General features: G+C 73.6%; 23 protein-coding genes. 8 read left to right on the top strand and 15 right to left on the bottom strand.

Annotated elements, in window-relative coordinates:
- The first annotated feature begins 41 nt into the window (after window positions 1-41).
- Both ACYP53_RS08155 and ACYP53_RS08160 read left to right on the top strand, forming a co-directional pair.
- The gene (locus tag ACYP53_RS08155) at window positions 42-1,499 is read left to right on the top strand and encodes a metallophosphoesterase (protein ID WP_459647030.1); all 1,458 of its coding nucleotides are present in this window, start codon (window positions 42-44) and stop codon (window positions 1,497-1,499) included.
- A 230-nt stretch (window positions 1,500-1,729) separates the two neighbouring features.
- On the top strand, window positions 1,730-2,632 hold the full coding sequence (locus ACYP53_RS08160; RefSeq protein WP_459647031.1) for a hypothetical protein: 903 nt from the start codon (window positions 1,730-1,732) through the stop codon (window positions 2,630-2,632).
- A 27-nt stretch (window positions 2,633-2,659) separates the two neighbouring features.
- On the opposite strand, the gene ACYP53_RS08165 is transcribed toward ACYP53_RS08160, so the two are convergent.
- Complete coding sequence (locus tag ACYP53_RS08165; protein WP_189913335.1) at window positions 2,660-2,968, bottom strand: putative quinol monooxygenase; 309 nt, start codon at window positions 2,966-2,968, stop codon at window positions 2,660-2,662.
- A 304-nt stretch (window positions 2,969-3,272) separates the two neighbouring features.
- Between ACYP53_RS08165 and ACYP53_RS08170 the strand changes: the two genes are divergently transcribed.
- A complete protein-coding gene (locus tag ACYP53_RS08170) occupies window positions 3,273-4,742 on the top strand; it encodes an alpha/beta hydrolase family protein (protein ID WP_459647032.1) in 1,470 nt (489 codons plus the stop codon).
- A gap of 90 nt (window positions 4,743-4,832) precedes the next feature.
- On the opposite strand, the gene ACYP53_RS08175 is transcribed toward ACYP53_RS08170, so the two are convergent.
- The gene (locus tag ACYP53_RS08175) at window positions 4,833-5,333 is read right to left on the bottom strand and encodes a hypothetical protein (protein ID WP_459647033.1); all 501 of its coding nucleotides are present in this window, start codon (window positions 5,331-5,333) and stop codon (window positions 4,833-4,835) included.
- 263 nt (window positions 5,334-5,596) lie between these two features.
- Here ACYP53_RS08175 and ACYP53_RS08180 point away from each other — a divergent pair, with 263 nt between their 5' ends.
- Complete coding sequence (locus ACYP53_RS08180) at window positions 5,597-6,199, top strand: hypothetical protein (protein WP_459647034.1); 603 nt, start codon at window positions 5,597-5,599, stop codon at window positions 6,197-6,199.
- A gap of 2 nt (window positions 6,200-6,201) precedes the next feature.
- Here ACYP53_RS08180 and ACYP53_RS08185 read toward each other — a convergent pair whose 3' ends face one another.
- Together ACYP53_RS08185 and ACYP53_RS08190 are read right to left on the bottom strand one after the other, a co-directional pair.
- Window positions 6,202-7,170, bottom strand: a complete 969-nt coding sequence (locus ACYP53_RS08185; RefSeq protein ID WP_459647035.1) for an aldo/keto reductase — start codon at window positions 7,168-7,170, stop codon at window positions 6,202-6,204.
- A gap of 43 nt (window positions 7,171-7,213) precedes the next feature.
- Window positions 7,214-7,846, bottom strand: coding sequence for an NADPH-dependent FMN reductase (locus tag ACYP53_RS08190; protein WP_189913330.1), 633 nt, complete (start codon window positions 7,844-7,846; stop codon window positions 7,214-7,216).
- 101 nt (window positions 7,847-7,947) lie between these two features.
- Between ACYP53_RS08190 and ACYP53_RS08195 the strand changes: the two genes are divergently transcribed.
- Window positions 7,948-8,784, top strand: coding sequence for a helix-turn-helix domain-containing protein (locus tag ACYP53_RS08195; RefSeq protein ID WP_459647036.1), 837 nt, complete (start codon window positions 7,948-7,950; stop codon window positions 8,782-8,784).
- A 222-nt stretch (window positions 8,785-9,006) separates the two neighbouring features.
- Window positions 9,007-9,393, top strand: coding sequence for a VOC family protein (locus ACYP53_RS08200; protein ID WP_189913327.1), 387 nt, complete (start codon window positions 9,007-9,009; stop codon window positions 9,391-9,393).
- Between the two features lie 130 nt (window positions 9,394-9,523).
- On the opposite strand, the gene ACYP53_RS08205 is transcribed toward ACYP53_RS08200, so the two are convergent.
- The 6 genes from ACYP53_RS08205 to ACYP53_RS08230 all read right to left on the bottom strand — a co-directional run bounded on the left by ACYP53_RS08205 (window position 9,524) and on the right by ACYP53_RS08230 (window position 16,051).
- Entirely contained in the window at window positions 9,524-10,945 is a 1,422-nt protein-coding gene (locus ACYP53_RS08205) for a toll/interleukin-1 receptor domain-containing protein (RefSeq protein ID WP_459647037.1), read from the bottom strand.
- Window positions 10,935-12,005 carry a hypothetical protein gene (locus ACYP53_RS08210; protein ID WP_459647038.1) on the bottom strand — a complete coding sequence of 357 codons (1,071 nt, stop codon included), beginning with the start codon at window positions 12,003-12,005 and terminating at the stop codon, window positions 10,935-10,937. Before ACYP53_RS08210 ends, ACYP53_RS08205 begins: the two co-directional genes overlap by 11 nt.
- A 367-nt stretch (window positions 12,006-12,372) precedes the next feature.
- Complete coding sequence (gene thiC, locus ACYP53_RS08215) at window positions 12,373-14,187, bottom strand: phosphomethylpyrimidine synthase ThiC (RefSeq protein ID WP_189913324.1); 1,815 nt, start codon at window positions 14,185-14,187, stop codon at window positions 12,373-12,375.
- A gap of 364 nt (window positions 14,188-14,551) precedes the next feature.
- Window positions 14,552-14,752, bottom strand: coding sequence for a DUF5326 family protein (locus ACYP53_RS08220; RefSeq protein WP_189913323.1), 201 nt, complete (start codon window positions 14,750-14,752; stop codon window positions 14,552-14,554).
- A gap of 226 nt (window positions 14,753-14,978) precedes the next feature.
- Window positions 14,979-15,647 carry a thiaminase II gene (gene tenA, locus ACYP53_RS08225; RefSeq protein WP_189913322.1) on the bottom strand — a complete coding sequence of 223 codons (669 nt, stop codon included), beginning with the start codon at window positions 15,645-15,647 and terminating at the stop codon, window positions 14,979-14,981.
- 86 nt (window positions 15,648-15,733) lie between these two features.
- Complete coding sequence (locus ACYP53_RS08230; RefSeq protein ID WP_459647039.1) at window positions 15,734-16,051, bottom strand: cupin domain-containing protein; 318 nt, start codon at window positions 16,049-16,051, stop codon at window positions 15,734-15,736.
- 122 nt (window positions 16,052-16,173) lie between these two features.
- Between ACYP53_RS08230 and ACYP53_RS08235 the strand changes: the two genes are divergently transcribed.
- Window positions 16,174-16,554, top strand: a complete 381-nt coding sequence (locus tag ACYP53_RS08235) for a phage holin family protein (protein WP_189913320.1) — start codon at window positions 16,174-16,176, stop codon at window positions 16,552-16,554.
- A 113-nt stretch (window positions 16,555-16,667) separates the two neighbouring features.
- Here ACYP53_RS08235 and ACYP53_RS08240 read toward each other — a convergent pair whose 3' ends face one another.
- A complete protein-coding gene (locus tag ACYP53_RS08240) occupies window positions 16,668-17,093 on the bottom strand; it encodes an SsgA family sporulation/cell division regulator (protein ID WP_459647040.1) in 426 nt (141 codons plus the stop codon).
- 143 nt (window positions 17,094-17,236) lie between these two features.
- On the opposite strand from ACYP53_RS08240, the gene ACYP53_RS08245 reads away from it, so the two are divergent.
- Entirely contained in the window at window positions 17,237-17,779 is a 543-nt protein-coding gene (locus tag ACYP53_RS08245) for an NUDIX domain-containing protein (RefSeq protein ID WP_189913318.1), read from the top strand.
- Here ACYP53_RS08245 and ACYP53_RS08250 read toward each other — a convergent pair whose 3' ends face one another.
- The 4 genes from ACYP53_RS08250 to pdhA all read right to left on the bottom strand — a co-directional run bounded on the left by ACYP53_RS08250 (window position 17,780) and on the right by pdhA (window position 23,191).
- Window positions 17,780-19,441 carry a globin domain-containing protein gene (locus tag ACYP53_RS08250; RefSeq protein ID WP_459647041.1) on the bottom strand — a complete coding sequence of 554 codons (1,662 nt, stop codon included), beginning with the start codon at window positions 19,439-19,441 and terminating at the stop codon, window positions 17,780-17,782.
- 233 nt (window positions 19,442-19,674) lie between these two features.
- Window positions 19,675-21,045 carry a dihydrolipoamide acetyltransferase family protein gene (locus tag ACYP53_RS08255; protein WP_459647960.1) on the bottom strand — a complete coding sequence of 457 codons (1,371 nt, stop codon included), beginning with the start codon at window positions 21,043-21,045 and terminating at the stop codon, window positions 19,675-19,677.
- Complete coding sequence (locus ACYP53_RS08260; RefSeq protein WP_189913317.1) at window positions 21,045-22,052, bottom strand: alpha-ketoacid dehydrogenase subunit beta; 1,008 nt, start codon at window positions 22,050-22,052, stop codon at window positions 21,045-21,047. The genes ACYP53_RS08255 and ACYP53_RS08260 overlap by 1 nt, the downstream gene beginning before the upstream one ends.
- Entirely contained in the window at window positions 22,052-23,191 is a 1,140-nt protein-coding gene (gene pdhA, locus ACYP53_RS08265; protein WP_189913316.1) for a pyruvate dehydrogenase (acetyl-transferring) E1 component subunit alpha, read from the bottom strand. The genes ACYP53_RS08260 and pdhA overlap by 1 nt, the downstream gene beginning before the upstream one ends.
- Window positions 23,192-23,294: the final 103 nt, after the last annotated feature.

Here is a 23,294-nt window from a genome sequence, read left to right on the forward strand (position 1 = left end):
AGGTGACGACGCCGGGAGAGTGGTCTTCCTATGATGGGCGAATGACACCCGAGGACCGCTTCCCCGGGCCCGAGCACCCCCACTCGGGCCCCAACCACCAGCCGGACCTCGACGTGCTGCCCTACGGCACCTATTACGAACCCGAGCCCGCCCAGGGCTACCAGGGCACCCCGTACGACGCCGAGACGTACAGCGGCTACGGCGGCGCCCGCTACCTCGAACAGCACTGGACGGCCGAGGGCCAGGGCCACACCGTGCACGCCCAGGGCCAGACGGTGGACCAGTCCGCGGCGTTCTCGCACCAGGACCACCCCGGCTACGAGGACCGGCCCGGGTACGAGGAACGCCCCGGCTACGGGGACCAGGAACGCCCGGCCTACGACGGCCGGGAGCACGCGGCGTACGACGCCCAGGAGCAGGCCGGGTACGACGGCCAGGAGCAGGCCGGGTACGACGGCGGCCAGGACCGGGCGACCTACCAGGAGCACGCGGCCTACGAGGACAACGGCGGCAACGGCGGCTACGACGACCGCGCCGGCTACGAGCCGACCCTCCCCGACCAGCCCTCCCCGGCCCTCCAGATCGACGCCCGCGACGGCCGCGACGACCCGCCGACCATCGAGCTCGGCCCGCCGCTGCCCGACCCCTCCGCCCCCACCTACCCGTACCCGGCCCCCGGCCCCGGCGAGCCGCCCGGCCCGGTCTACGTCGTCGGCGACGTGCACGGCTACCTGGAGGAGCTGCGCACCGAACTGCACCACCAGGGCCTGATCGACGCCGACGGCCACTGGTCGGCCGGCCGCGCCCGGATCTGGTTCCTCGGCGACTTCACCGACCGCGGCCCCGACGGCATCGGCGTCATCGACCTGGTCATGCAGCTCGCCGCCGAGGCCGCCGCGGCCGGCGGCTACTGCCGCGCCCTGATGGGCAATCACGAACTGCTCTTCCTCGGCGCCGCCAAGTACGGCGACGAGCCGGTCCAGTCCACCGCCGGCACCGCCTCCTTCCTCGCCGCCTGGCGGCTCAACGGCGGCCAGCAGAACGACCTGGACCGCCTGGAGGCGCACCACATCAGCTGGCTGTCCCGGCTCCCCGCCATCGCGCTGGAGGACGACCACCTGCTGCTGCACTCCGACACCACCGCGTACCTGGAGTACGGCGAGTCCATCCCCGACGTCAACGACGCCGTGCACGCCCTGCTCGCCGACGCCGGCGTGGACGAGTGGTGGGACTGCTTCCGCCGCTTCACCAAGCGGTTCGCCTTCCGCGGCGACGCCGGGCCGATGGCCGTCCACGAGCTGCTCGACACCTACGGCGGCACCCGGATCGTGCACGGGCACAGCCCCATCCCGTACCTCACCGGCGCGGTGCACGCGGACGACGGCCAGCCGCCGCACATCCCCGGACCGTACGTGTACGCGGACGACCTCGCGGTGGCCATGGACGGCGGCGTGACCATGGAAGGCCGGCTGCTCGTCGCCCGTCTGCCCGTCAACTGAGACCCCTCGCCGAACAGTTGTTCCCGGCGCCCCGGGCCGTCGCACGCGCGCGGCCCGGGGCGCGAAATTCCGGAAACCGACTGTCGACCCGGGTGCACCCGCCCCTACCATGAGGCACACCACACCCGGCCGCCCGTCCGGCGGCCCGCCTCCGCGGCCCGTTCCGGCGTCCTGAGGGCGCCCGCGCCCCCGGGGCGGAGCGGACCGGGGTCCGCACGAACGGGGTCCCCATGTCCAACCCCCCGCCACTGCTCGCCGAGGACCGCCCGGAGTACGAGCGCCTCCTCGCCGAAGCCCTGCGCGACCGCACCGTCCTCACCGCCCTGCGCGCCCCCGGCGCGCTCACCGGCGACCAACTGCGCATCCGCGCGCTGCGCGACGCCGACGGCGTCAACGCCGCGGCCGCCACCGAGTACGCGCACTACACCCGGCTGCGCGACAGCCTGCGCGCCACACCCCCACCACCACCCGGCGTCGAGCCCACCGCCCCCGGCCTGCTCACCCAGCTGCGCTCCGCCAACGGCGGCGCCGGACTCTTCCCCGTCCTCACCGTGCTCACCCCGATCCTGGCCTGGGCCGCCGCCGTGTTCCTGCTGCTCATCGGCTACCTGCTGCGCGCCGCCGACCCGGACCTCGTCCTCGCCCGCTCCCTGGTCACGGCCGGCTGGGTGGCGCTCGCCGCCGGCGTCGCCGCGATGGCCATCGGCATGGTCGGCCTCCTCCTCACCGCCATACGCGACGGCACCGCCGCCCCGGCCGGCACCGACCCCGCGCTCGCCGCCGAACTCGCCGCGGCCCGCACCGAGTGGCGCACCGCCCTGCGCGACCGCGGCCTGCTGCCCTACCTGCACGCCGCACTCCCCCCGGTGCCCGGAGCCGCCGTCCCCGAGCCCCGCGCCGCGGCGGAGGGCCGCACGGGCGAGGAGAGCCATGCCGGTGAGGAGGCCCGAGCCGGTGAGGGGCCCGACTTCAGCAGCCCCGGCTACAGCTCGCCCTCCTTCACCAGCCCCGGCCCGGACGGACTGACCGACCCGGAGGGCCGCACCCACCGCTCCGCCGCGTTCACCCCGCCCGACTTCACCGGGCCCGGCTACACCCCGCCCGCGTTCACCGGGCCCGACGACGTCACCTGAGCCCGATCCCCCGCCGTGGCCCCGGTGCTACGGCGTCGGCTCCGGCACGTCCGTCAGCACCCGCAACTCCGGCGGACCGGCCAGCAGCTCGGCCGTGCGGTCCAGCGACCGCGCCAGGTGCGGGCTGGCCAGGTGCGCGTCGAACGCCGCCCGGGACTCCCACTCCTCCACGACCACCAGAACCCCCGGATCCTCCGGGTCCACGTAGTTCCGGTACGACAGACAGCCCGGCTCCGCCAGGCTCGGCCCCACCATCGTCCGTGCCTGCTCCCGCATCTCCGCCTCGCGCCCGGCCTTCGCCCGCAACCGCGCGATCGCCGTGATCCGCTCCGACATCCCGTCCCCCGTCCGTCGAGTCCTGCCCGGTCCTGGCCTGGCCTTGTCCTGGCCTGGCCCGGCCTTGTCCTGGCCTGGCCTGTCTTCGGGGCCCAACCACCGGCACCGCCCCGATCTTCCCGGGCTCACCCGTACGGCCCAACCACCGCCCGTCGCCGCCCGTCATCGCCCGTCACAGCGTCAGTTCCCGTACCGACCGGGGGATTTCCCCACCCCCGGTCGGGGTGCGGCCACCATCGCCCGACCACCCCTGGCCAGGACAAGCTGGACCCGCCGAGAACACCGGACACGGGGGAGGACCGCGATGAGCACCGGGCGCCACGGGCCACTGCGCACCACCGCACCGACGACACTGCTGGTCACCGCGCTCCTGGCAGCCCTGACCGTCCTGCTCCCCGGGGCGGGACGGGCCGGCGCCGCGACCGGCTCCGGCGACCCGGTCGCCACCCGGGTCGACTTCGCGGGCGCCGGCGGCACCGTCCTGCACGGCCTGGTGCTGACCCCGCCCACCGCCCCGCCCACCGCCACGGCCGGGCAGCGCGGCCCCGGGCTGGTCCTGATCCCCGGAGCCGGCCCCGGCCCGCTGGGCGAACTGCGGTCGGCCACCGAGGCGTACGCCCGGCGCGGCATCACCACGCTGGTCTTCGACAAGCGCACCGACGGCTACTCGATGACCCACCGCGACTACGGGCAGCTCGCCGACGACGCCCTCGCCGCCGTCCGGCTGCTGCGCGCCCGGCCGGAGGTCGCGCCCGACCGGGTCGGCCTGTGGGGCCTCTCCGAGGGCGCCTGGGTGGTCTCGCTCGCCGCCACCCGCTCCCCCGACGTCGCCTACCTGGTCACCGCCGGCGCCGTCGGCCTCACCCCGGCCCGCCAGCAGGCCTGGGCGTACGACGGGTACCTGCGCCACGCCGGCGTCACCGGCTCGCTGCGCACCGCGCTGCCGGACACGTCGGTCCGGGTACTGTCCGCCGCCAGGCTCTTCCCCGAGGCCGGCTACGACCCGGTGCCGGTGTGGGAGCGGATCCACCAGCCCGTCCTGGCCGAGTGGGGCGCACTCGACCGCGAGGCCGCCCCCGAGGAGAGCGCCGCGATCATCCGGCAGGCCCTCGACCGGGCCGGCAACACCCACTACACGCTGCGGACGGTCCCCGGTGTCCGGCACAACCTGCACGTCACCGACGACGCCGGGTACGACCGGCCCGACCGGCTGCCGGCGGACTACGCCGAGACCGAGGCCGCCTGGATCCAGCGGCTCGCCACCACCCTCCCCAACGCATCCGCGGACCCGGCCCCGCACCAGGACGCCCGCAGCCGGGAGCTCGCCCCGCTGCGCTGGTACGAGTCCACCTGGTTCCAGGCCGTCGCCACCCTGCTCTGCCTGACCGGCTTCGCGGGCTACGCGCTGACCGGCGCCGCCCGCCGGATCCGCCGCGGGCCGCGCCCCGACGCCCTGCCGCGCGCCGCCCGCTGGGCCGCCGCCACCGGCACCGCCGCGCTGCTGGGCGGGCTCGGCTACCTGCTCTTCCTGGTGGTCACGGCCGCGATGTTCCCCGGCCCGGTGCTGTTCGGCCGCCCGGTGGTCTGGCTGGCGGTGCAGCTGCTCGCCCTGGTCGCCCTGGGCTCGGCCGTCGTCGCCGCCGGCACCGCCCTGCGACGGCGGGCCGCCCTCGCCACCGCCCCCGGCCTCGACCGGGCCCGGCTCGGCGCCCTGCTGCTGGCCGCCGCGCTGTTCACACCCTGGGCCCTGTCCTGGGGGCTCCTGCTGCCCTGACCGGGGCCAGGGCCAGGGCCGGGGCCGGGGCCGGGGCCGGGGCCGGGGCCGGGGCCGGGGCCGGGGCCAGGGCCGGGGCCGGGGCAGCGGTCACGCCGTCGCCGGAACCGCCACCCGGGCGGCCGGGGCCGGCGAGCCGCCGTCCGACAGCCGTACGGTCAGCGCCCGCTGGCCGCGCGCGATCCACCGCACCGGCCAGCGCAGCAGCAGGAACAGGCAGAGCGCCCAGCCCGTAGCGTGCACCGCCCAGACCCCGGCCATGGTCGGCCCGCCCCAGGCCTGGTGGTAGTCCGTGCCCAGGTACCAGAGCGGGTAGCCGAAGTTCCGCACCGAGTTGAACAGCGCGTACCCCGTGACCAGCAGCGCCAGCGCGTCCAGCGGCAGCCCGAGGCCCGCCCGGGCCAGCACCCGGCCGCCGGTCCAGCCCCGGCCCCCCGACACCCGCGCCTGCCACCGGGCGGCCCGCCCGGGCCGGCCGGCCAGCACCAGCACGGCACCGACCGCGGCGGCCGGCAGGGCCAGCCCGGCCCGGACGGCGACACGGACGTCGGCACGGATGTCGGCGCTGACCTGACGGTGGATCGGGGACATGCTCGGCTCCTTCAGCCTCGTTCGGTCGGTGCCCGTACCCTCCCGCGCCGGCCCCCTCCCACTCGTCACACCGGGGAGCCCGATCCGGCGTCATACCGGGGTACTACCCGGCCCCCCGCCGCCTCCGCCCGCGCGGCACCGGCCCGTTCCCCCGCCAGGGGGAGCCGGTTCACCTCCGGCGAGGACGCCCCCGCCCCGGATCTCCGGGACCGTCGAAGGCGGACGGCGGACGACGGACGTCCCCCCGAACCGGAGGCGGACCCATGAACGCACCGACGCCCGCGACACCGACCACTGCAGGACCGACCGCGGCACCGACCTTGGCCGAACGGCTGCACGGCACACCCGCGCCCGGCGTCCCGCGCTGGGCCGTCCGCACCGCGTACGCCATCACCCTGGCCGTCCTGCCCTCCTGCCTCTGGCGGATCGGCGGCTTCATCCTCGGCCTGCCGCTGCTCGACCACGGCCCGACGCCCCCGGACCGGGACCCGGCCTCCTTCGACGGCGGCTGGGCGTACATCCTCGCCCTCAGCGTGGTCAGCGAGGCCCTGGCCTTCCTCTGCTTCGGCCTGGTCGCCCGCTGGGGCGAGGTGTGGCCGCGCCGGCTCCCCGTCCTCGGCGGCCGCCCCGTCCCGGTGCTCGCCGCCGTCGTCCCGGCCGGGCTGGGCTCGGCGGCCCTGATGGTCTTCCCGTACGCGATGGTGATGTTCGCGCAAGGCCTGACCATCCGGGGCGACCGGGACGGGATCATCACCCACGGCTGGCAGACCGTGGTGTTCTGGATCGGCTACCTCCCGCTGGCCGCCTGGGGGCCGCTGCTCGCGGTGCTCACCGTGCACTACTACCGCCGGCGCACCGCCCGTTGAGCTCAGAAACCGGTCGGCAGGCGGGGCGTGTACGCCGCCTCCAGGGCCGCCGCCTCGGCGTCGGTCAGGCGCAGCCGCACGGCGGCCGCGGCGTCGTCCAGGTGGCCCGGGCGGGTCGCGCCGACGACCGGGGCGGCGACCACCGGGTTGCGCAGCACCCAGGCCAGCGCGACCTGCGCCATCGGCACCCCGCGGGCGGCGGCCACGTCCTGGACGGCGTCCACGATCGGCCGGTCCACGTCCCCGAAGAACCGCCGGGCGACCGGGTCCCCGGCCGAGCGGGCGGTCCGCTCCCCGTACGGGCGGGCCAGCCGGCCCGAGGCCAGCGGGCACCACACCAGGCTGGAGACGCCCCGGTCCGCGAGGAACGGGAACATCTCCCGCTCCTCCTCCCGCTGCACCAGGCTGTACTGGTGCTGCATCGACACGAAGTCCGGGCCGCCCGAGCGCTCGGCGGCGTGCCGCAGCTCGGCGAACCGCCAGGCCCACATCGAGGAGGCGCCGACGTACCGGACCTTGCCCGCGTCGACCACCTCCCGCAGGGCCGCCACCGTCTCCTCGACCGGGGTCGCCGGGTCGAAGCGGTGCAGCTGGAAGAGGTCGATGTGGTCGGTGCCGAGACGCGCCAGCGAACCGTCGACCTGCTCCAGCACCGCCCGCCGGGAGAGCCCGGAACCGCCCGGGCCGTCGTGCATCGGCAGGCCCGCCTTCGTCGCCAGGACGACGTCCTCCCGCCGGGTGTAGCGCCGCACCGCCCGGCCGACCAGCTCCTCCGAGGCGCCGCCGCCGTACACGTTGGCGGTGTCCCAGAAGGTGATGCCGAGCTCCACCGCCCGCCGGAAGACCGGCGCCGCGGCCTCCTCGTCCAGCGCCCACGGGTTGTGCCCGCCGCCCGAGCCGCCGAAGCCCATGCAGCCGAGCGCGATCCGGCTGACCTCCAGGTCGGTACCGGCGAGCTTCAGGTACTCCATCGCTCCTGCTCCTCCCTCGTTTCCGTTCCTCCCTCGCGGGGCTTCACGCCGGGTACGGCGAGGCGGCCCGGGCGTTCTTCAACGCGCCCGCCCACCAGTCCAGTTGGTCGAGCAGGACCTTGGCGTAGCCGGGCGCCTGCGGGTCGTCCGGACGGCCGTCCGTCCAGGCGGTGAAGTAGTTGGGGAAGGCCAGGCCGTCCCGGATGGTCACCGCGTGCAGCTCGGTCAGCACGTTCTCCAGGTGCAGGACGGCGTGCCGGCCGCCGGCCGCGCCGCCGTAGCTGACGAAGGCGACCGGCTTGGCCGTCCACTGGGTGAAGTGCCAGTCGATGGCGGCCTTCAGCGAGGCGGGGTAGCTGTGGTTGTACTCCGGCGTGACGACGACGAAGGCGTCGGCGCCCTCCAGGGCCTCGGTCAGCCTCGCCATCCCGGCCGGACGGGGGTAACCGTCGCCCGCGAACTTCGGTGAGGCGGCTGGCAGTTCGAGTGGCAGCTCGACCTCGGCGAGGTCCACCACCTCGACCTCGAAGCCGCCGTGCGCGGCGGCCTGCTCGGCCACCCACGAGGACACCACCGGGCCGAAGCGGCCCTCCCGGACACTGCCGAGGATGATCACCAGCTTGTGCGCGCCCTGCTGCTTGTTCGTGCTCTGCTGCTCATTGGCGTTCGTCTCCATGGCCACCACTCTCGGCGCGCCCCCGGGCCCCAACCAGACCGTGCCCAGGCTGGCCCCCGCAGGGCCACCCTCCGCGTCGGCCCGAGTCGTACGCTCGTCATATGGGGACACCACTGGGGGACTTCATCCGCGCCAAGCGCGACAGCATCCAGCCGGAGACGCTGGGACTGCCCGACCACGGCCGCCGCCGCTCACCCGGACTGCGCCGCTCCGATCTGGCCGTCCGCGCCGGCATCAGCGTCGAGTACCTGACCCGGCTGGAGCAGGGCCGGGACCGCAACCCCTCCACCCCCGTGGTCAACGCGCTCGCCGACGCCCTCAGCCTCGACCCCGCCGAACGCAACCACCTGCGCTACCTCACCAAGATCACCGGCGGCGCGTGCGCCGGCCGCACCCGGCCCGTCCCCGCACCCCGCGACATCCGCCCCACCGTCCGCGAGACCCTGCGGCTGCTCGAACCCGGCATCGCCGCCGTCACCAACCGGCTCGGCGACGTCCTCGCCCACACCAGCGGCTACGCGACCGTCCTCGGCGCGGCCGGCCTGCTCGACACCCCGGCCCCCAACCTCACCCGCTACGTCTTCACCGACCCGCGCGCCCGCACCCTCTTCGCCGACTGGGACGACATCGCCGACGAACAGGCCTTCGACCTCTGGATCGGCCCCACCGCCGAAGCCTCCGAGTGGCTCAGCACCGACCTCGCCCCGCTCGCCGGCCCCGAGTTCACCCGCCGCCTCGGCAACCACCTCGTCCCCCGGCGCGGCCCACTGCGCCTCCACCACCCGGCCGGCCCCGAACTCCGGCTCCACCGCGAGACCCTGGAGCTGCCCGACGACTCCCAGCAGCTCCTGGTCCTGCTCCCCGCCGACGACGAGACCGCCGCCCACCTCGACCGCCTGCTCACCCCGGCCCCGCCCCGCCTGCGCGCCATCTCCTGAACCCGCCCGTGGGCGGCTTCACCCCCCGGCGCCGCCCACCTCGCCGCCCACCTCGACCTCCAGCCGTTCCAGCACGCCGTCCGCCCCTCGATCGTCGAATCCCGCTCAACGAGCGCACGGTCATCATGTGTTGATCCGACCTTCGGACCGGAGGATCATGGAACCCGTCACCGACCGCGTGGGACCGCCCCCGCCGTCCCCCGTCCCACCCAAGGACCCACCGTGCGCGTCATAGCCTTCGACCACCTCGTCCTCAACGTCTCGGACGTCGAGCGCTCCCTGGCCTTCTACGCCGGCCTCCTCGGCCTGGAGCCCGTCCGCGTCGACGAGTGGCGCGCCGGCAAGGTGTCCTTCCCGTCCGTCCGCGTCACCGCCGACACCATCATCGACCTGACCAGCCGCCCCCGGCAGGAGTCCAACGTCGACCACATCTGCCTCACCGTCGAACCCCTCGACTGGCAGCAGGTCATCGACTCCGGCGTCTTCACCGTCCTCGAAGGCCCCGTCCCCCGCTACGGCGCCCGCGGCACCGCCACCTCCCTCTACGTCCGCGACCCCGACGGCAACACCGTCGAACTCCGCTGGTACCCCCAGGACACCACCGCCTGACCGCCCCGGCCCCACAACCCCGAAGCGCCGCCCCGGGAATCCCCCGGGGCGGCGCTTCAGTGGTGCGGGGTGTCAGTCGGCGAGGGGGAGGTAGCGCCGGTTGCCCCGGGCACTGACTCCATCGGTTGCTTCAGTCCCCGAAGTTCTCCACGCGCGGCCGCCGGGAGTCCGGCAGAGCGACCGCCTCCAGCGACTCGGCGAGCGGGAACTCGCGCACGAGCTCGGCAACGATGTCCTCGGCGCTCGACTGGTACAGCGCCCGGTACTGGAGCCCGCTGAACGGCTCCGGCACCGCGGTTCGTTCCAGGCAGACCGGAAGCAGTCGGGCACGGCCCTCGATGTGGGCCCGGTAGAGCCGTTCCGCCTCCATGGTGCACCACTTGCTCTGCCAGTAACTGGACGAGAACAGCAGCACCCCGATCGCGCTGGTGGAGAGCCCGTCGGAGAGCTCGGCCATCCAGTTCGCACCGGCTCGTATCGCACCCTGCACCCGGTAGTCGAAGACCTTCTGGAACGAGCCGCGCAGCAGAGTGCTGAACTCCGCCGCCACCACGCTGTCCTCGCGCGCATAGCTGAGGAAGACCTGCTCTTTGCGCCTGCTGGCCGACGCGAAGTACTCGGCCGCCTGGCCGGCGTCCCGGATGTAGCGCGGCTGCTGACCGATCACCTTCAGATGCGTGCGGAACGCCGGCACCAGATCCGCCTCGGACTCCCACCGGAGCATCGCCTTGCGGTGCCCAACCTCCGACTCCCCGAACAGCACCTCCTCGGCGGTCTCGGCCTGGGGGCCGTTCCGCTCGTGGAGCATCGGCAGCAGCGGCACACCGTGCCCGAGGACGAAGCCCGCCGTCATCTGCGCCGCCGGGTCGTCTAGGGCCAGGATCGCCCAGTCGAGCCTACGCAGCCGGGTCATCAGCTCCGGGTCGAACCTCGGTGGCCAGGGTAACGGCGCGGGCTCCCACGCCGTATCGTTCAGCACCTGTTCCAGGGCTTCGCGGACCTCCGGCTGGTACTCGCGCGACAGCAGCAGTCCTACCCTTCCGGCCTGGTGAGCCCGCGCCTTCCTCCTGATGCCCATCGCGAGGCTCAGCCGTTCGACGAAGGCCCGGTAGGCCCGGCTGACCCTGGCGACCAACGCCGAATCCGAGGCATCCGAGATCTCCTGCGGGTCGTACTCGATCACCATGACACTCGGCGGCGACTGCATCAGACGCCGATAGCGATGGTCGCAGAACACGATGGCCGGCCGCTGGGCGCGGATGGCGATGCCGAGTTCCAGCAGGAAGTAACGGGCTTCCTGGCGCAACTCCGCCAGGTCCCAGGACTCCTGGGAATCCCCCGGAAGCGGATAGACGCCGACGAAACCGTCGGCATCGCGGATCAGCCGCTCTAGCCGGGTGACGCTGGTGAACATGGTGCCCTCGTCGACCCGGAACGCCACCTCCTGGACCTCACTGATGATGCGCCAGAAGAAGAGGTTGACGTCTGCGGACCGGTAGCGGTGGCTCAGGAACACGGTGGGCCGCTCGGCAAGTGCGCGGTCAGCGCCCACCCGGTTCCTCCTCCGCGGCCGTCGGGGAGGTCACTGACGTATTCAACCCGGACATGTCGAGGACGTCCTGCTGCCGCAGCTTGGCGTAGACCGCATCGGAGGTGAATCCCGCGATGAAACCGACGGACACCACGAAGAACAGCAGCCTTCTGGCGCCGGGTCCGGCCAGAATGTCCGGCGATGTGGCCAACTGCGCCGTCACGAAGAGCAGAAAGGCCACCGCACCGGCGGCCATACCGAGAGCGGAGGCTCGGTACCAGTCGCCACCGCGGTCGACCGAGGTCCTGGTGATGGCCCCGGAGATGGCCGCCAGCAAGGAGCCCAGGATGAGCGCGGTCAGGTTCAGCGAAGCGCTGCCCGTGGTGGCATAGGTGAGTGGGATCGTCGCCAGGGCGGCCAGCAACATCACCGTTCCGACCAGGAGGCCCAGACCCGCGCGCCGCGCCTGAGACCGACGGCCTTCCTCCCGCTGCCGCTGTTGCGTGAGCCGACGGCGGTGCTGTTCCAGCAGGATCTCCACCACGCGCTCACCGGAACCGGGCCGCCAGCCGGCCCCGAGATCGGAGATCTCGTCCTCCGTAGCCTGGTTGCGAACCCTGCCGAGCGTCTCCCAGGCCTTGCGCGCGCCACCGCCGAAGGTTGCGACCGGCGCCAGCGGTATCTCGAAGGCCAGTCCTACCATCGCGGTCACCAGGGTGGTCCGGCCGCCGCCTATCAGGACGATCCCCTGCACCTCGCTCAGCGACCGGTAGAAGGCGACCTCCCAGTCCTCCCCGGCCTCATGGCGGACCTCGAAGGCCTCCTCGTGCTGGTCCATCTGCGCGAAGTCGATACGCGGATGGTCGAACGGGGGCCGCACCCGGATCGACCGGGCCGAGATCGGCGCCCCGGCGAGGTACCCGGTGACAACATGGTGTTCCAGGAACGCGGGCGAGCTCGAATAGACCATCAGCTCGCATCCCCGCACGGCGAGGGCGGCACCGATCTCCTCGGCGGCCCGTGCGGCCGAAACACTGCCGTCAGCTCGCTCGGAATCCCCCGTCGGGGTGCTTCCGACCACCGCTACGACGGGCCTGCTCGACTGCGGAACGAGGCCTGCTAAACCCTCGCCGCGCGCGGTCCCATCAGCCAAGGAATCAGCCTTCCTACCCCACATGCCTGACGCATGGTCAGCACGCCCCGGCATGGTCCAACGTCTCGTCACACTCGGTCCACAGCATGGCAGAGACCGATGGCCGGAGCGACGCACTGTCGAAATATCAGAGGCCGGACGCTCGGCAGGGGCACCTCCGGAGCGCAGGGCCTTCGCCAGAACGCATCGTCCACCTCGATCGCCGTCAGGGCCCGAACCGGAAACCGAACGGACGCCGCTCCCGGAGGCCGTCGGCCTCGTGAAGCGGCGCCCATCCTCGGGCCGTGCGGGGGTGTCAGTCGGCGAGGGGGAGGTAGACCCGGCTGCCCTGGGCCTTGAACTCCTCGGACATGGCCTGCATGCCGGCCTCGGCCTCGGCGTCGTAGCCGGAGGCCACGGCGGTCGCGCCGTCGCCGTGCTCGTCGCGGATCTTCTGGGAGATCTTCATCGAGCAGAACTTGGGACCGCACATGGAGCAGAAGTGGGCGGTCTTGGCCGGTTCGGCGGGGAGGGTCTCGTCGTGGAAGGCGCGGGCGGTCTCCGGGTCGAGGGCCAGGTTGAACTGGTCCTCCCAGCGGAACTCGAAGCGGGCGTCGGAGAGGGCGTCGTCCCACTCCTGGGCGCCGGGGTGGCCCTTGGCGAGGTCGGCGGCGTGGGCGGCGATCTTGTAGGTGATCACGCCGGTCTTGACGTCGTCCCGGTTGGGCAGGCCCAGGTGCTCCTTGGGCGTGACGTAGCAGAGCATCGCGGTGCCCCACCAGGCGATCATCGCGGCGCCGATGCCCGAGGTGATGTGGTCGTAGCCGGGGGCGACGTCCGTGGTGAGCGGGCCGAGGGTGTAGAACGGCGCCTCGTCGCAGATCTCCTTCTGGAGATCCATGTTCTCCTTGATCTTGTGCATCGGGACGTGGCCCGGGCCCTCGATCATCACCTGGACGTCGCGCTCGCGGGCGATCCGGCCGAGCTCGCCGAGGGTCTGCAGCTCGGCGAACTGCGCCTCGTCGTTGGCGTCGGCGATGGAGCCGGGCCGCAGGCCGTCACCGAGCGAGAAGGTCACGTCGTAGGCGGCGAGGATGTCGCAGAGTTCCTCGAAGTTGGTGTAGAGGAAGTTCTCCTGGTGGTGCGCCAGGCACCAGGCGGCCATGATCGAGCCGCCGCGCGAGACGATGCCGGTCTTGCGGCGGGCGGTGAGCGGGACGTAGCGCAGCAGCACGCCCGCGTGGACGGTCATGTAGTCGACGCCCTGCTCGCACTGCTCGATGATCGTGTCCCGGTAGACCTCCCAGCTCAGCTCCTCGGCCTTGCCGTCGACCTTCTCCAGGGCCTGGTAGAGCGGCACGGTGCCGATCGGCACGGGGGAGTTGCGCAGGATCCACTCGCGGGTGGTGTGGATGTTGCGGCCGGTGGAGAGGTCCATGACGGTGTCGGCGCCCCAGCGGGTGGCCCAGGTCATCTTCTCCACCTCCTCCTCGATCGAGGAGGTGACGGCGGAGTTGCCGATGTTGGCGTTGATCTTCACCAGGAAGTTGGTGCCGATGACGGCCGGCTCCACCTCGGGGTGGTTCACGTTGACCGGGATGACGGCCCGGCCGCGGGCCACCTCGTCGCGCACGAACTCGGGCGCGAGGCCCTCGCGCAGCGCCACGAACTCCATCTCCGGGGTCACCACGCCCCGCTTGGCGTACGCGAGTTGGGTGACGGCGACGCCGCCCCGGCCACGCAGCGGGCGGCGCGGCCGGCCGGGGAAGACGGCGTCCAGGTTGCGCAGGTTGCCGCCGCGCGGAGCGGTGTGCTTGATCCCGTCGTCCTCGGGGCGCGGCTCGCGGCCGTCGTACTCCTCGACGTCGCCGCGCTGGCGGATCCACGGGTCGCGCAGGGCGGGCAGGCCGCGCCGCACGTCGGGCTCGTACGCGGGGTCGGTGTACGGGCCGGAGGTGTCGTACAGCGGGACGGACTTGTCGTTGGTGAGCCGCACCTCGCGGTACGGGACCCGCAGGTCGGGGCGGGATCCCTCGCGGTAGGCCTTGCGCCAAGCCGGGGTCGGGTAGCCCGTGCGCTCGCTGCTGGGGGCGCTCTGGGCAGACTGCGGCTGTGCGTCGAACGTGGTCATCTGACCTCTACTCCCTACGCCGGCATTACCCGGTCCAGGTTCCTGCGGTCGACGCAGCCGTCGGTCCGTCCGTCGACGTCCCGGTCAGCGCCCTCTCAGCCCGGTGCTCCGAGCTCCCGCGTCGCAGGCGGTGTTGCCTGCACATGACGCCCAACACCGTAGCGAGCCGATCGGCGCAGGTCCAGAGCGGGTCCACCGGCCGGAAGCGCCGGGCGGAGGCAGCGGGCGGAGGCAGCAGGCGGAGGCAGCAGGCGGAGGCAGCAGGCGGAGGAAGGCGGGCGGGATGCCCGGGAACGGGAACGGCCGAGGCCCGGCTCCCCGTGACGGGGACCGGGCCTCAGGGCGGCGGTGCGGGGGAGGGCGGTCAGCTCCTGGCGGCCTTCTTCACCAGGATCACCACCGCGGCCGCGATGCCGACCACCACCAGCAGCTTGATCGCGAACCAGACCAGCGCCCCGACCACGCCGAAGACGAAGGCGACGATGTTCCAGGCCAGCACCAGGACCAGCACCGGGATGACGATGTTGCGCACCCAGGAGGGCAGCGACTTCCAGAGCTCAGCCATGTCGGTTCCTCTTCTCCCCTCGGGTCGGCCGCCGTCCGGTGCCGCATCCCGCTTGCTTTCGATACTTCGATCGTACGGGGGCCGGAGTGCCGGAACGAGGGCCAACGGCCCGGAGAGAACCCCGAGATCACCCCGACCCCGACCCCCGGGAACACCCCTTGCGGATCTACGGGGAGACCCCCCGGGAGACCCCCGCCGAACGGCCGGGAACGGGCTCCGCCGCCGGTCAGACCGGCCAGCGCTCGCCGCGCCAGGCGGCGTCCCAGAACATCCACTCGTAGCGCGAGGTGGTCACGAAGTGGTCCACCACCTTGCGGCGCTCGGCCGGGGAGAGCTCCTCGCCGATCCGGTCCGTGAGGGCCAGCACCCGGCGGACCACCGACTGGAACGCCTCGTCGCCGTAGGTCGCGATCCACTGGGCGTAGAGCGGCTCGGGGGAGCCCTGGGCGAGCAGCGCCTCGCCGACCCGGGCGTAGATCCAGTAGCAGGGCAGCACCGCGCCGAGCGCCTCGGCGAAGGACCCGCCGTAGACGGTGGCCAGCAGGTAGCTGGTGTAGGCGCGGGTGGTGGGCAGCACCGGCTCGGCCGCGGCCTGCTCGGCGGTGCCGCCGAAGGCGGTCAGGAACTCGGCGTGCATGCCCTGCTCGGCGGCCAGCGCGCCGACCGCGTCGTCCGCGAAGGCCCGGACGTCCTGCTCACCGGGCGCCTTGGCGGCGCAGACGGCGAGGGCGCGGGCGTAGTCGCGCAGGTAGTGCGAGTCCTGGACGACGAAGTGGCGGAAGGCCTCGCGCGGCAGGGTGCCGTCGGTGAGGCCGGCGAGGAAGGGGTGGGCGAGGATCTCGGCGTAGACCGGCTCGATCGAGGCCCAGAGTTCTTCGGTGAGGCTGCGGGTCATGCGGACGACCCTAAGCGAGCCCTCCTTCTCCCTGCTCAGCCCGCCGGAACGCTCAGGCCTCCGGAACGCTCAGCCCTCCGGGCCGCTCAGGCCTCCGGCGGCGAGAACACGACCAGCACCCGCAGCTCCTCGGTGACGTGGTGGAACCGGTGCGGGGTGCCGGCCGGGACGTACACCACGGTGCCGCGGCCGACGGTCGCGGTCTCGGTACCGACGGTCAGCTCGGCGCGGCCGCTGATCACCTGGTAGATCTCGTCCTGGTCGTGCGCCGTCTGCGGGTCGGTGTCGCCGGGGGAGAGCGCGTACAGCCCGGCGGACATGTGCGGTTCGCGCAGGAACCGCAGGTACGCGCCGTCGTTGGCCGCCCGTTCGGCGTCCAGTTCGTCCAGCCGGAACAGCTTCACCGCCGCCGTCCTCCTTCGTCCGCTCCGGGACCGTCCGTCCACCTCCGGGACCAGGGGCATTCAACACCAACCCGCCGTGTGGTGGTTCCCCCGGGAGGCCCGGCCTGCCACTCTTGGGCGGCATGAAGGGTTTCGTCATCAAGACACTGATCAACGCGGTGGCCATCTGGGTCGCCGCCTGGATCGTCAGCGGCATCCAACTCGCCCAGGGCAAGGCCGACTGGCAGCACAAGGCACTCACGGTGCTCGGCGTCGCCGTGGTCTTCGGCCTCGTCAACTGGCTGATCAAGCCGGTGGTCAAGCTGTTCTCGTTCCCGTTGTTCATCCTCACGCTGGGCCTGATCACCTTCGTGATCAACGCGCTGATGCTGATGCTGACCTCGTGGGCGTCCGGGAGGCTGGAGCTGGACTTCCACGTGAACAACTTCGGGAACGCGCTGGTCGGTTCGCTGATCATCAGCCTGGTGGCCTGGGGCCTGCACCTGGCCCTGGACGACGACTGACCGCCGACGTGCGCCCGCGCGAGGGGCCCGTACCCGGGTGGTCCACCGGGGACGGGCCCCTTCGTCGTCCGCCCAGCCGCGGCCGGCCCCCACCCCGCGCCGCACCCCGCGCTTCACCCCGCGTTCTCGCGCCCCCTGAGGATGTCCGCGAGCTCGGCGTCGAGCTCCCGCCCGGCGAGTTCCCGCCCCATCGGCACCAGCCGGCCGGTGCGCGCCAGGAAGGCGGTCAGCGGCGCCGACGGGGCCCGCAGCGCGGCCCGGCCGTGCGGGGACCGCAGCACGACGCGGACCTCCGAGCGCTCCTCGCCGACCGGGTGGATGTGCACGTCGCCCTCGCCCGCCGGGCCGCCGATCCCTTCGAGCAGCAGCTCCCGCGCGAAGTACCAGGTGACCGGCGCGTCGCCGGGCAGGTCGAAGGTGAACCGGACGGCGTACGGGTCGGCGGCCTCGTACGCCAGGTCCACCCGGATGCGGAGGGAGAGCTCCTGCGAGACCAGGAGGTCCATCACCAGGTGGCCCTGGACGGTGCTGTGCTGCATGGCGCCCCTACCTCTCGTTCTGCGGTTCCCGCGACGCGCGCGGTGGCGGCCCGGGCGGGTCCGCGTTTCGGTCGATTCCCCGGGTTTCGACGCATTCCCGGCGCGGGAGACTCCCGCACAACGCTCCAGCCCCGGAGGTGGCCATGGACCACGAGAACCGAACCCCGCCACCGCGCCCGGTCGTGAAGCGCACCGCCCGGGCGATCCTGCTGGAGCTGGACCCCGACGATCCGTACGGCCCGGCGTCGATCGTGCTGATCCGGCGGGTCCGGCCGGGCGCGCCGCACCCGTACTGGATCACGCCCGGCGGCGGGGTCGAGCGCGAGGACCGGACGGTGGTCGAGGCGCTGCACCGCGAGGTGGACGAGGAGCTCGGCGGCAAGGTCGTGGACGTGGTGCCCGCCTTCGTCGACACCATCAGCCACACGCACCACGACGACGGGACGCCGCTGCATCCGCACGGGGTCAAGGTGCAGCACTTCTTCGTCTGCCGGCTCGCCTCGATGGACCTCAGCCGGCGGCACGGGCCGGAGGTGACGGAGCCGAACGGCGAGTACGAGGTGGTCCGGCTGCCGTTCACCCGGGAGGGGGTCACCTCGGTCAATGTGGTGCCGCCCCGGCTGCGGGCGTACCTGGCGGCCAACATCGAGGGCATCCGCGCGCTGCTCGCGCCCGATCTCGGGTGATCACCCGGCGGCCAGGTCGCCGACCAGGTCGTGCCGGATCCGCTCGGCCGGGACGCCGGCCCGGAGCAGCACCCCGACGCCCCGGCGCACCATCGCGGGCGGCCCGCTGAGCACCGCCTCGCGGTCCGCCCACGGGCCGAACCGGCCCACCACCTCGGGCAATTCGCCGGTCAGCGCGCCCTCGGCCGGGCCGGTGCCGGAGAGCACCGGGCGGACCGTCAGCCAGGGGTGGACCCGGGCCAGTTCGCGCAGCCCGTCCAGCGCGTACAGCTCGGCGGCGCGGCGGGCCCCGTAGAACACCTCGACCCGGCGGCCGGGCACGCCGTGCCCGGCGATCTCCTCGACCAGGGCGCCGACCGGCGCGATGCCGGTGCCGCCGCCGAGGCAGAGCAGGTCCCCGCCGGCGGTGTGGTCGACGGTCATCGACCCGGCCGCCGGGCCGAGCCGCAGGACGTCTCCGGGCGCGGCCCGGTGGACCAGCGCGTTGCTCACCCAGCCCGCCTGGACGGCCTTGACGTGGAAGGTCAGCAGCCCGTCCGGCCGGGGGGCGGTGGCGAAGGAGTAGTGCCGCCAGACCCGCGGCCACCAGGGCGTCTCCAGGCTGGTGTACTGCCCGGCCCGGAACGGGTACGCCTGGTCGGGGCGGACGGTGATCACCGCGATGTCCCGGGCGGGGCGCTCGTGCCGGACGACCTCGCCCTGCCACCAGGGCGGCGAGGTGCGGGCGGCCTCCTCGGCGGCCTCGATCATGATCGAGGAGATCAGCCGGTAGGCGCGGCGCCAGGCCAGTTCGGTCTCGGCGTCCCAGCGGGCGCCCGCGTACCGGGCCAGTGCCTGCACCAGGCACTCCCCCACCGGGGCGTAGTGGCCGGTCAGCGTGCCGTACCGGCGGTGGCCCCGGCCGAGCCCGCCCAGCTTGGCGGTCAGGGCCACCGGGTCCTCGGCGCCGCGCGCGGCGTCCAGCAGGGCGCGGAACAGCCGGTCGCGCTGGACGTCCATGGCGGCGGGGAAGAGCGAGCGGACCTCGGGGTGCTGCAGGAAGAGCAGCGCGTAGAAGTGCGCGGTGGCCCGGTCGGCGACCGGCTCGACGACGGCGAGGCTGGCCCGGATCAGCTCGATGTCCCGGGCGGTGAGGGGGAGTTCGACGGCGGGGACGAGCTGTCCACCGGCCGGGAGGGCCGGCGCGGCGGCCGGCACGGCGGCCGACGGGTGCTCGACGGGCGGCTGAACGGCCCAGGCGTCGCTCCAACTGTCGCCCGGCCCGGCCCAGTTGAGCCCGGGGGCATCGGCGAACAGCGGACGGAAGGCGGGCGAGGTCCCGGTGGTCATGACCGCCTCCGGGTAGCTCGGCGCCGGGACGGCCGGCGGCTCGGCGGGCATCGCCGGGATGCCGGGCATCGCCGGGATTCCGGTCGCGGCCGGAACGACGGGCTCGGCCGGAGCGAGAGGCATCGCCGGGGCGAGAGGCGCGGCCACCGGCGGGAGGTCCGGCGGGTCCAGCGGCATCGGCGGCCGTACCGGCTCCGCCGAGCGGGGCTCCTCCGACCGGCGTGCCTGCCGCACCGCCGGGTCCTCGGACGGGAGCTCCGGCAGGCCCGGGACGGAGGAGGCCCCCGCCGAACCGTGCCCGGTGCGGACCAGAAGTGTTCTGCGGGACTTCACCGCTACGTTTCGAGTACCCAAGAGAATCGTTTCGCCTCCGGCCGGCCTGCGCCACCACCTGGCTTGTCTCTGCTGACGCCTAGGCAGCGTGGCACGCCCGAACTGCTCATCCGACAAATCGCGCGAAGCCCGGACACCCGGCCCGGGAACGCGCTACTCTCACTCGATCGCGGTTGCCCTGAGTGGCCCCCCGTCCACCCAGGGCAACCGTCGTCCGTGCGCGGCGGATGCCCTCAGAGCTGCCGCAGCAGCATCCCGGGCTGCTCCACGCAGTCCGCGACGAACCGCAGGAATCCGCCCGCCGTCCCGCCGTCGCAGACCCGGTGGTCGAAGGTGAACGACAGCTGCGTCACCTCGCGCACCGCCAACTCCCCGCCGTGGACCCAGGGTTTGGCCACGATCCGGCCGACCCCGAGCATCGCCGCCTCGGGGTGGTTGAGGATCGGGGTGGAACCGTCCACGCCGAACACCCCGTAGTTGTTCAACGTGAAGGTGCCGCCGGTCAGTTCGGCCGGGGAGAGCGAGCTGCTGCGCGCCGACTCGGTCAACCGGGCCAGCTCCTCGACCAGTTGCTCGGTGCTGCGGTCCTGCGCGTCCCGCACCACCGGGACGACCAGGCCGCGCTCGCCCTGCGCGGCGAAGCCCAGATGCACCGCCGGGTGCCGGACGATGCCCGAACCGTCCTCGGTCACCGAGGAGTTGAGCTCGGGGAAGCGCGCCAGCGCGACCGTGCAGATCCGCGCCAGCAGCGCCAGCACGCTCACCTTCGGGCCCGGGGTCGCGTTCAACTGCCGCCGCAACGCCATCAGTTCGGTGGCGTCGGCGTCCACCCAGCAGGTCGCGGCCGGGATCTCCCGGTGACTGCGGCTGAGCTTCTCGGCCACCGCCTTGCGCAGCCCGCGCAACGGGACGACGTTCTCCGAAGCGACGGACCCGACGGACGCACCGGCCGCACCGGTCCCGGCGGCCTTGGCCGCGACCGGAGCCGCCACCATGGCCGCGACCGCCCGTTCGACGTCCGCCCGCATGATCAGCCCGTCCGGCCCGCTGCCGGTGAGCGCAGTCAGGTCGACCCCCTGCTCCCGGGCCAGCCGCCGCACCAGCGGCGAGATCACCGGCACCACGGCCGGAGCAGCAGGCGCAGTCGGCACAGCGGGAACAGCCGGAGCAGCAGGCGCAGCGGAAACGACGGGAACAGCAGGAGCAGCCGCACCGACCCGGCGCCGCCGCCCGCCCTTCCCGGTCTCCGCGACGCCGTACCCGACCAGCGGCCGCTCCACCTCGGCCGAAGCCGAGAACCCGGCCGAAGCCGAGGATCCGGGAGCAGACCCGACCGGCTCGTCGGAGCCCCCGCCCGGCGCGGCCACCGCGACCGTCACCAGCGGCGCGCCGACGGCGATCTCCTCGCCCTCCTCGCCGTACCGCGCGGTGACCACCCCGCCGTACGGGCAGGGCACCTCCACCACGGCCTTGGCGGTCTCCACCTCCACCACCGGCTGGTCGATCGCGATCACCTCGCCGACCTCGACCATCCAGCGCACCACCTCCGCCCCGGTGAGCCCCTCACCGAGGTCGGGCAGCCGGAACTCCCGTACGACGGGCATCATGCTCGGTCCTCCCACTGCAGCCGGGCGACCGCGTCCAGGATCCGGTCCACCCCGGGCAGGTGGTGGTGCTCCAGCATCGGCGGCGGGTACGGGATGTCGAAGCCGGTGACCCGCAGTACGGGCGCGGCCAGGTGGTGGAAGCAGCGCTCGGTGACCCGCGCGGCGATCTCCGCTCCGGTGCCGCCGAAGCCGGTCGCCTCGTGCACCACCACGGCCCGGCCGAGCGAGCGCACCACCCGGCAGACCGTCTCGTCGTCGAACGGCACCAGGGTGCGCAGGTCCAGCACGGCCAGGTCCCAGCCCTCGGCCTTCGCCGTCTCGGCCGCCTCCAGGCAGACCGGCAGCGAGGGGCCGTAGGTGATCAGCACGGCGGACGTCCCGGCGCGCCGCAGCACGGCCTTGCCGATCGGCTCGACCGGCGCCGCCGGGTCGAACCCGTCCTTGCCCCAGTAGAGCCGCTTGGGCTCCAGGAAGACGACCGGGTCGTCGGAGGCGATCGAGGCGCGCAGCAGCCCGTACGCGTCGCCCACCGTCGCGGGCGTGACCACGTGCAGGCCGGGGGTGCTGGTGTAGTACGCCTCGGAGGCGTCGCTGTGGTGCTCGACCCCGCCGATGCCGCCGCCGTACGGGATCCGGACGGTGATCGGCAGCGGGAGCCGGCCGGCCGTGCGGTTGCGCATCTTGGCGACGTGCGAGAACAGCTGCTCCAGCGCCGGGTAGGCGAAGGCGTCGAACTGCATCTCGACCACCGGGCGCAGCCCGTACATCGCCATGCCGATCGCGGTGCCGAGGATGCCGGCCTCGGCGAGCGGGGTGTCCAGGCAGCGGTCGGGGCCGAACTCGGCGGTCAGCCCGTCGGTGATCCGGAAGACGCCGCCGAGCGCGCCGACGTCCTCGCCGAGGACGTGCACCGCCGGGTCCTCGCGCATGGCGTCCCGGAGCGCGGAGTTGAGCGCCTGCGCCATGGAGGCGGTACGGGCACCGGAGGAGACGACGGTGGACATCAGTGCTGCACCTCGGCCTCGGCGGCCAGCTCGGCGGACAACTGGGCGGCCTGCTCCCGCAGCTGCGGGGTCGGCTCGGCGTAGACGTGGGCGAACAGGGCCATCGGGTCCAGGGCCGGGTCGGCGTGGAACTCGGCCCGCATCCGGGCCGCCAGCGCCTCCGCCTCGTCCGCCGACTCCCGCACGAGGGCGTCGTCCAGCACGCCGAGTCCGCGCAGCGCGCGCTCCATCAGCAGGATCGGGTCGTGGTCCCGCCAGGCGGCCACCTCGGGTTCGGTGCGGTAGCGGGTGGCGTCGTCCGCGTTGGTGTGGGCCTCGATCCGGTAGGTCAGGGCCTCGACCAGGGTCGGACCGCCACCGCCGCGGGCCCGCTCGACCGCCTCGGCCAGCACGGAGTGCACGGCGGGGGCGTCGTTGCCGTCGACCAGCCGGCCCGGCATGCCGTAGCCGACGGCCTTGTGCGCCAGGCTGGGCGCGGCGGACTGCGCGCTGAGCGGTACGGAGATCGCGTAGCCGTTGTTCTGGACCAGGAAGACCACCGGCGCGTTGAGCACGGCGGCGAAGTTCAGCGCCTCGTGGAAGTCGCCCTCGCTGGTGCCGCCGTCGCCGAGCATCGCCAGCGCGACGGCGGGCTCGCCGCTGAGCCGGGCGGCGTGCGCCAGCCCGACGGCGTGCGGGGCCTGGGTGGCGAGCGGGGTGCAGAGCGGGGCGGTACGGCTGGCGCGCGGGTCGTAGCCGGTGTGGGCGTTGCCCCGCAGCAGGGTCAGCGCCTCCAGCGGGTCGACGCCCCGGGAGACCACGGCGAGGGTGTCGCGGTAGCTGGGGAACAGCCAGTCCCGCTCGCCGAGCACCAGCGCGGCGGCGATCTGGCAGGCCTCCTGGCCGGTGGACGCCGGGTAGACGGCGAGTCGACCCTGCTTCGTCAGGGTGGTGGCCTGCTGGTTGTAGCGGCGGCCGACGACCAGGCGCCGGTAGAGCTCGCGCAGCAGCGCCGGCTCGTACTTCTCCAGCGCGGGGGTGCCGAGCACCCGGACGGGGGAGAGGTCCGGGAGAAGGGGGGCCGGGTCGGTGCGCGGGGCGGTGGCTCCGGGCGACCAACCGGGCACGCCCGTGTGGTGTCTGTGGTCGAGAACGGTCATCTCGGGGCACCTCCAGGGGTGGCGGGGGCTCCCTACCGATTGTTCGGTCGTCTGTTCATCTTGGCCAGAAGCGTGACAAGGTGGTGGACATTCGGCCTGAGCG

The sequence above is a fragment of the Kitasatospora sp. Ki12 genome (genome assembly GCF_054601375.1).

What these genes read in the sequence shown, in the direction of transcription:
- ACYP53_RS08155 (WP_459647030.1), top strand. Translation starts at nt 42, where the DNA reads ATGACACCCGAGGACCGCTTCCCCGGGCCCGAGCACCCCCACTCGGGC.
- ACYP53_RS08160 (WP_459647031.1), top strand. Translation starts at nt 1,730, where the DNA reads ATGTCCAACCCCCCGCCACTGCTCGCCGAGGACCGCCCGGAGTACGAG.
- ACYP53_RS08165 (WP_189913335.1), bottom strand. Translation starts at nt 2,968, where the DNA reads ATGTCGGAGCGGATCACGGCGATCGCGCGGTTGCGGGCGAAGGCCGGG.
- ACYP53_RS08170 (WP_459647032.1), top strand. Translation starts at nt 3,273, where the DNA reads ATGAGCACCGGGCGCCACGGGCCACTGCGCACCACCGCACCGACGACA.
- ACYP53_RS08175 (WP_459647033.1), bottom strand. Translation starts at nt 5,333, where the DNA reads ATGTCCCCGATCCACCGTCAGGTCAGCGCCGACATCCGTGCCGACGTC.
- ACYP53_RS08180 (WP_459647034.1), top strand. Translation starts at nt 5,597, where the DNA reads ATGAACGCACCGACGCCCGCGACACCGACCACTGCAGGACCGACCGCG.
- ACYP53_RS08185 (WP_459647035.1), bottom strand. Translation starts at nt 7,170, where the DNA reads ATGGAGTACCTGAAGCTCGCCGGTACCGACCTGGAGGTCAGCCGGATC.
- ACYP53_RS08190 (WP_189913330.1), bottom strand. Translation starts at nt 7,846, where the DNA reads ATGGAGACGAACGCCAATGAGCAGCAGAGCACGAACAAGCAGCAGGGC.
- ACYP53_RS08195 (WP_459647036.1), top strand. Translation starts at nt 7,948, where the DNA reads ATGGGGACACCACTGGGGGACTTCATCCGCGCCAAGCGCGACAGCATC.
- thiC (WP_189913324.1), bottom strand. Translation starts at nt 14,187, where the DNA reads ATGACCACGTTCGACGCACAGCCGCAGTCTGCCCAGAGCGCCCCCAGC.
- ACYP53_RS08220 (WP_189913323.1), bottom strand. Translation starts at nt 14,752, where the DNA reads ATGGCTGAGCTCTGGAAGTCGCTGCCCTCCTGGGTGCGCAACATCGTC.
- tenA (WP_189913322.1), bottom strand. Translation starts at nt 15,647, where the DNA reads ATGACCCGCAGCCTCACCGAAGAACTCTGGGCCTCGATCGAGCCGGTC.
- ACYP53_RS08235 (WP_189913320.1), top strand. Translation starts at nt 16,174, where the DNA reads ATGAAGGGTTTCGTCATCAAGACACTGATCAACGCGGTGGCCATCTGG.
- ACYP53_RS08240 (WP_459647040.1), bottom strand. Translation starts at nt 17,093, where the DNA reads ATGCAGCACAGCACCGTCCAGGGCCACCTGGTGATGGACCTCCTGGTC.
- ACYP53_RS08245 (WP_189913318.1), top strand. Translation starts at nt 17,237, where the DNA reads ATGGACCACGAGAACCGAACCCCGCCACCGCGCCCGGTCGTGAAGCGC.
- ACYP53_RS08255 (WP_459647960.1), bottom strand. Translation starts at nt 21,045, where the DNA reads ATGCCCGTCGTACGGGAGTTCCGGCTGCCCGACCTCGGTGAGGGGCTC.
- ACYP53_RS08260 (WP_189913317.1), bottom strand. Translation starts at nt 22,052, where the DNA reads ATGTCCACCGTCGTCTCCTCCGGTGCCCGTACCGCCTCCATGGCGCAG.
- pdhA (WP_189913316.1), bottom strand. Translation starts at nt 23,191, where the DNA reads ATGACCGTTCTCGACCACAGACACCACACGGGCGTGCCCGGTTGGTCG.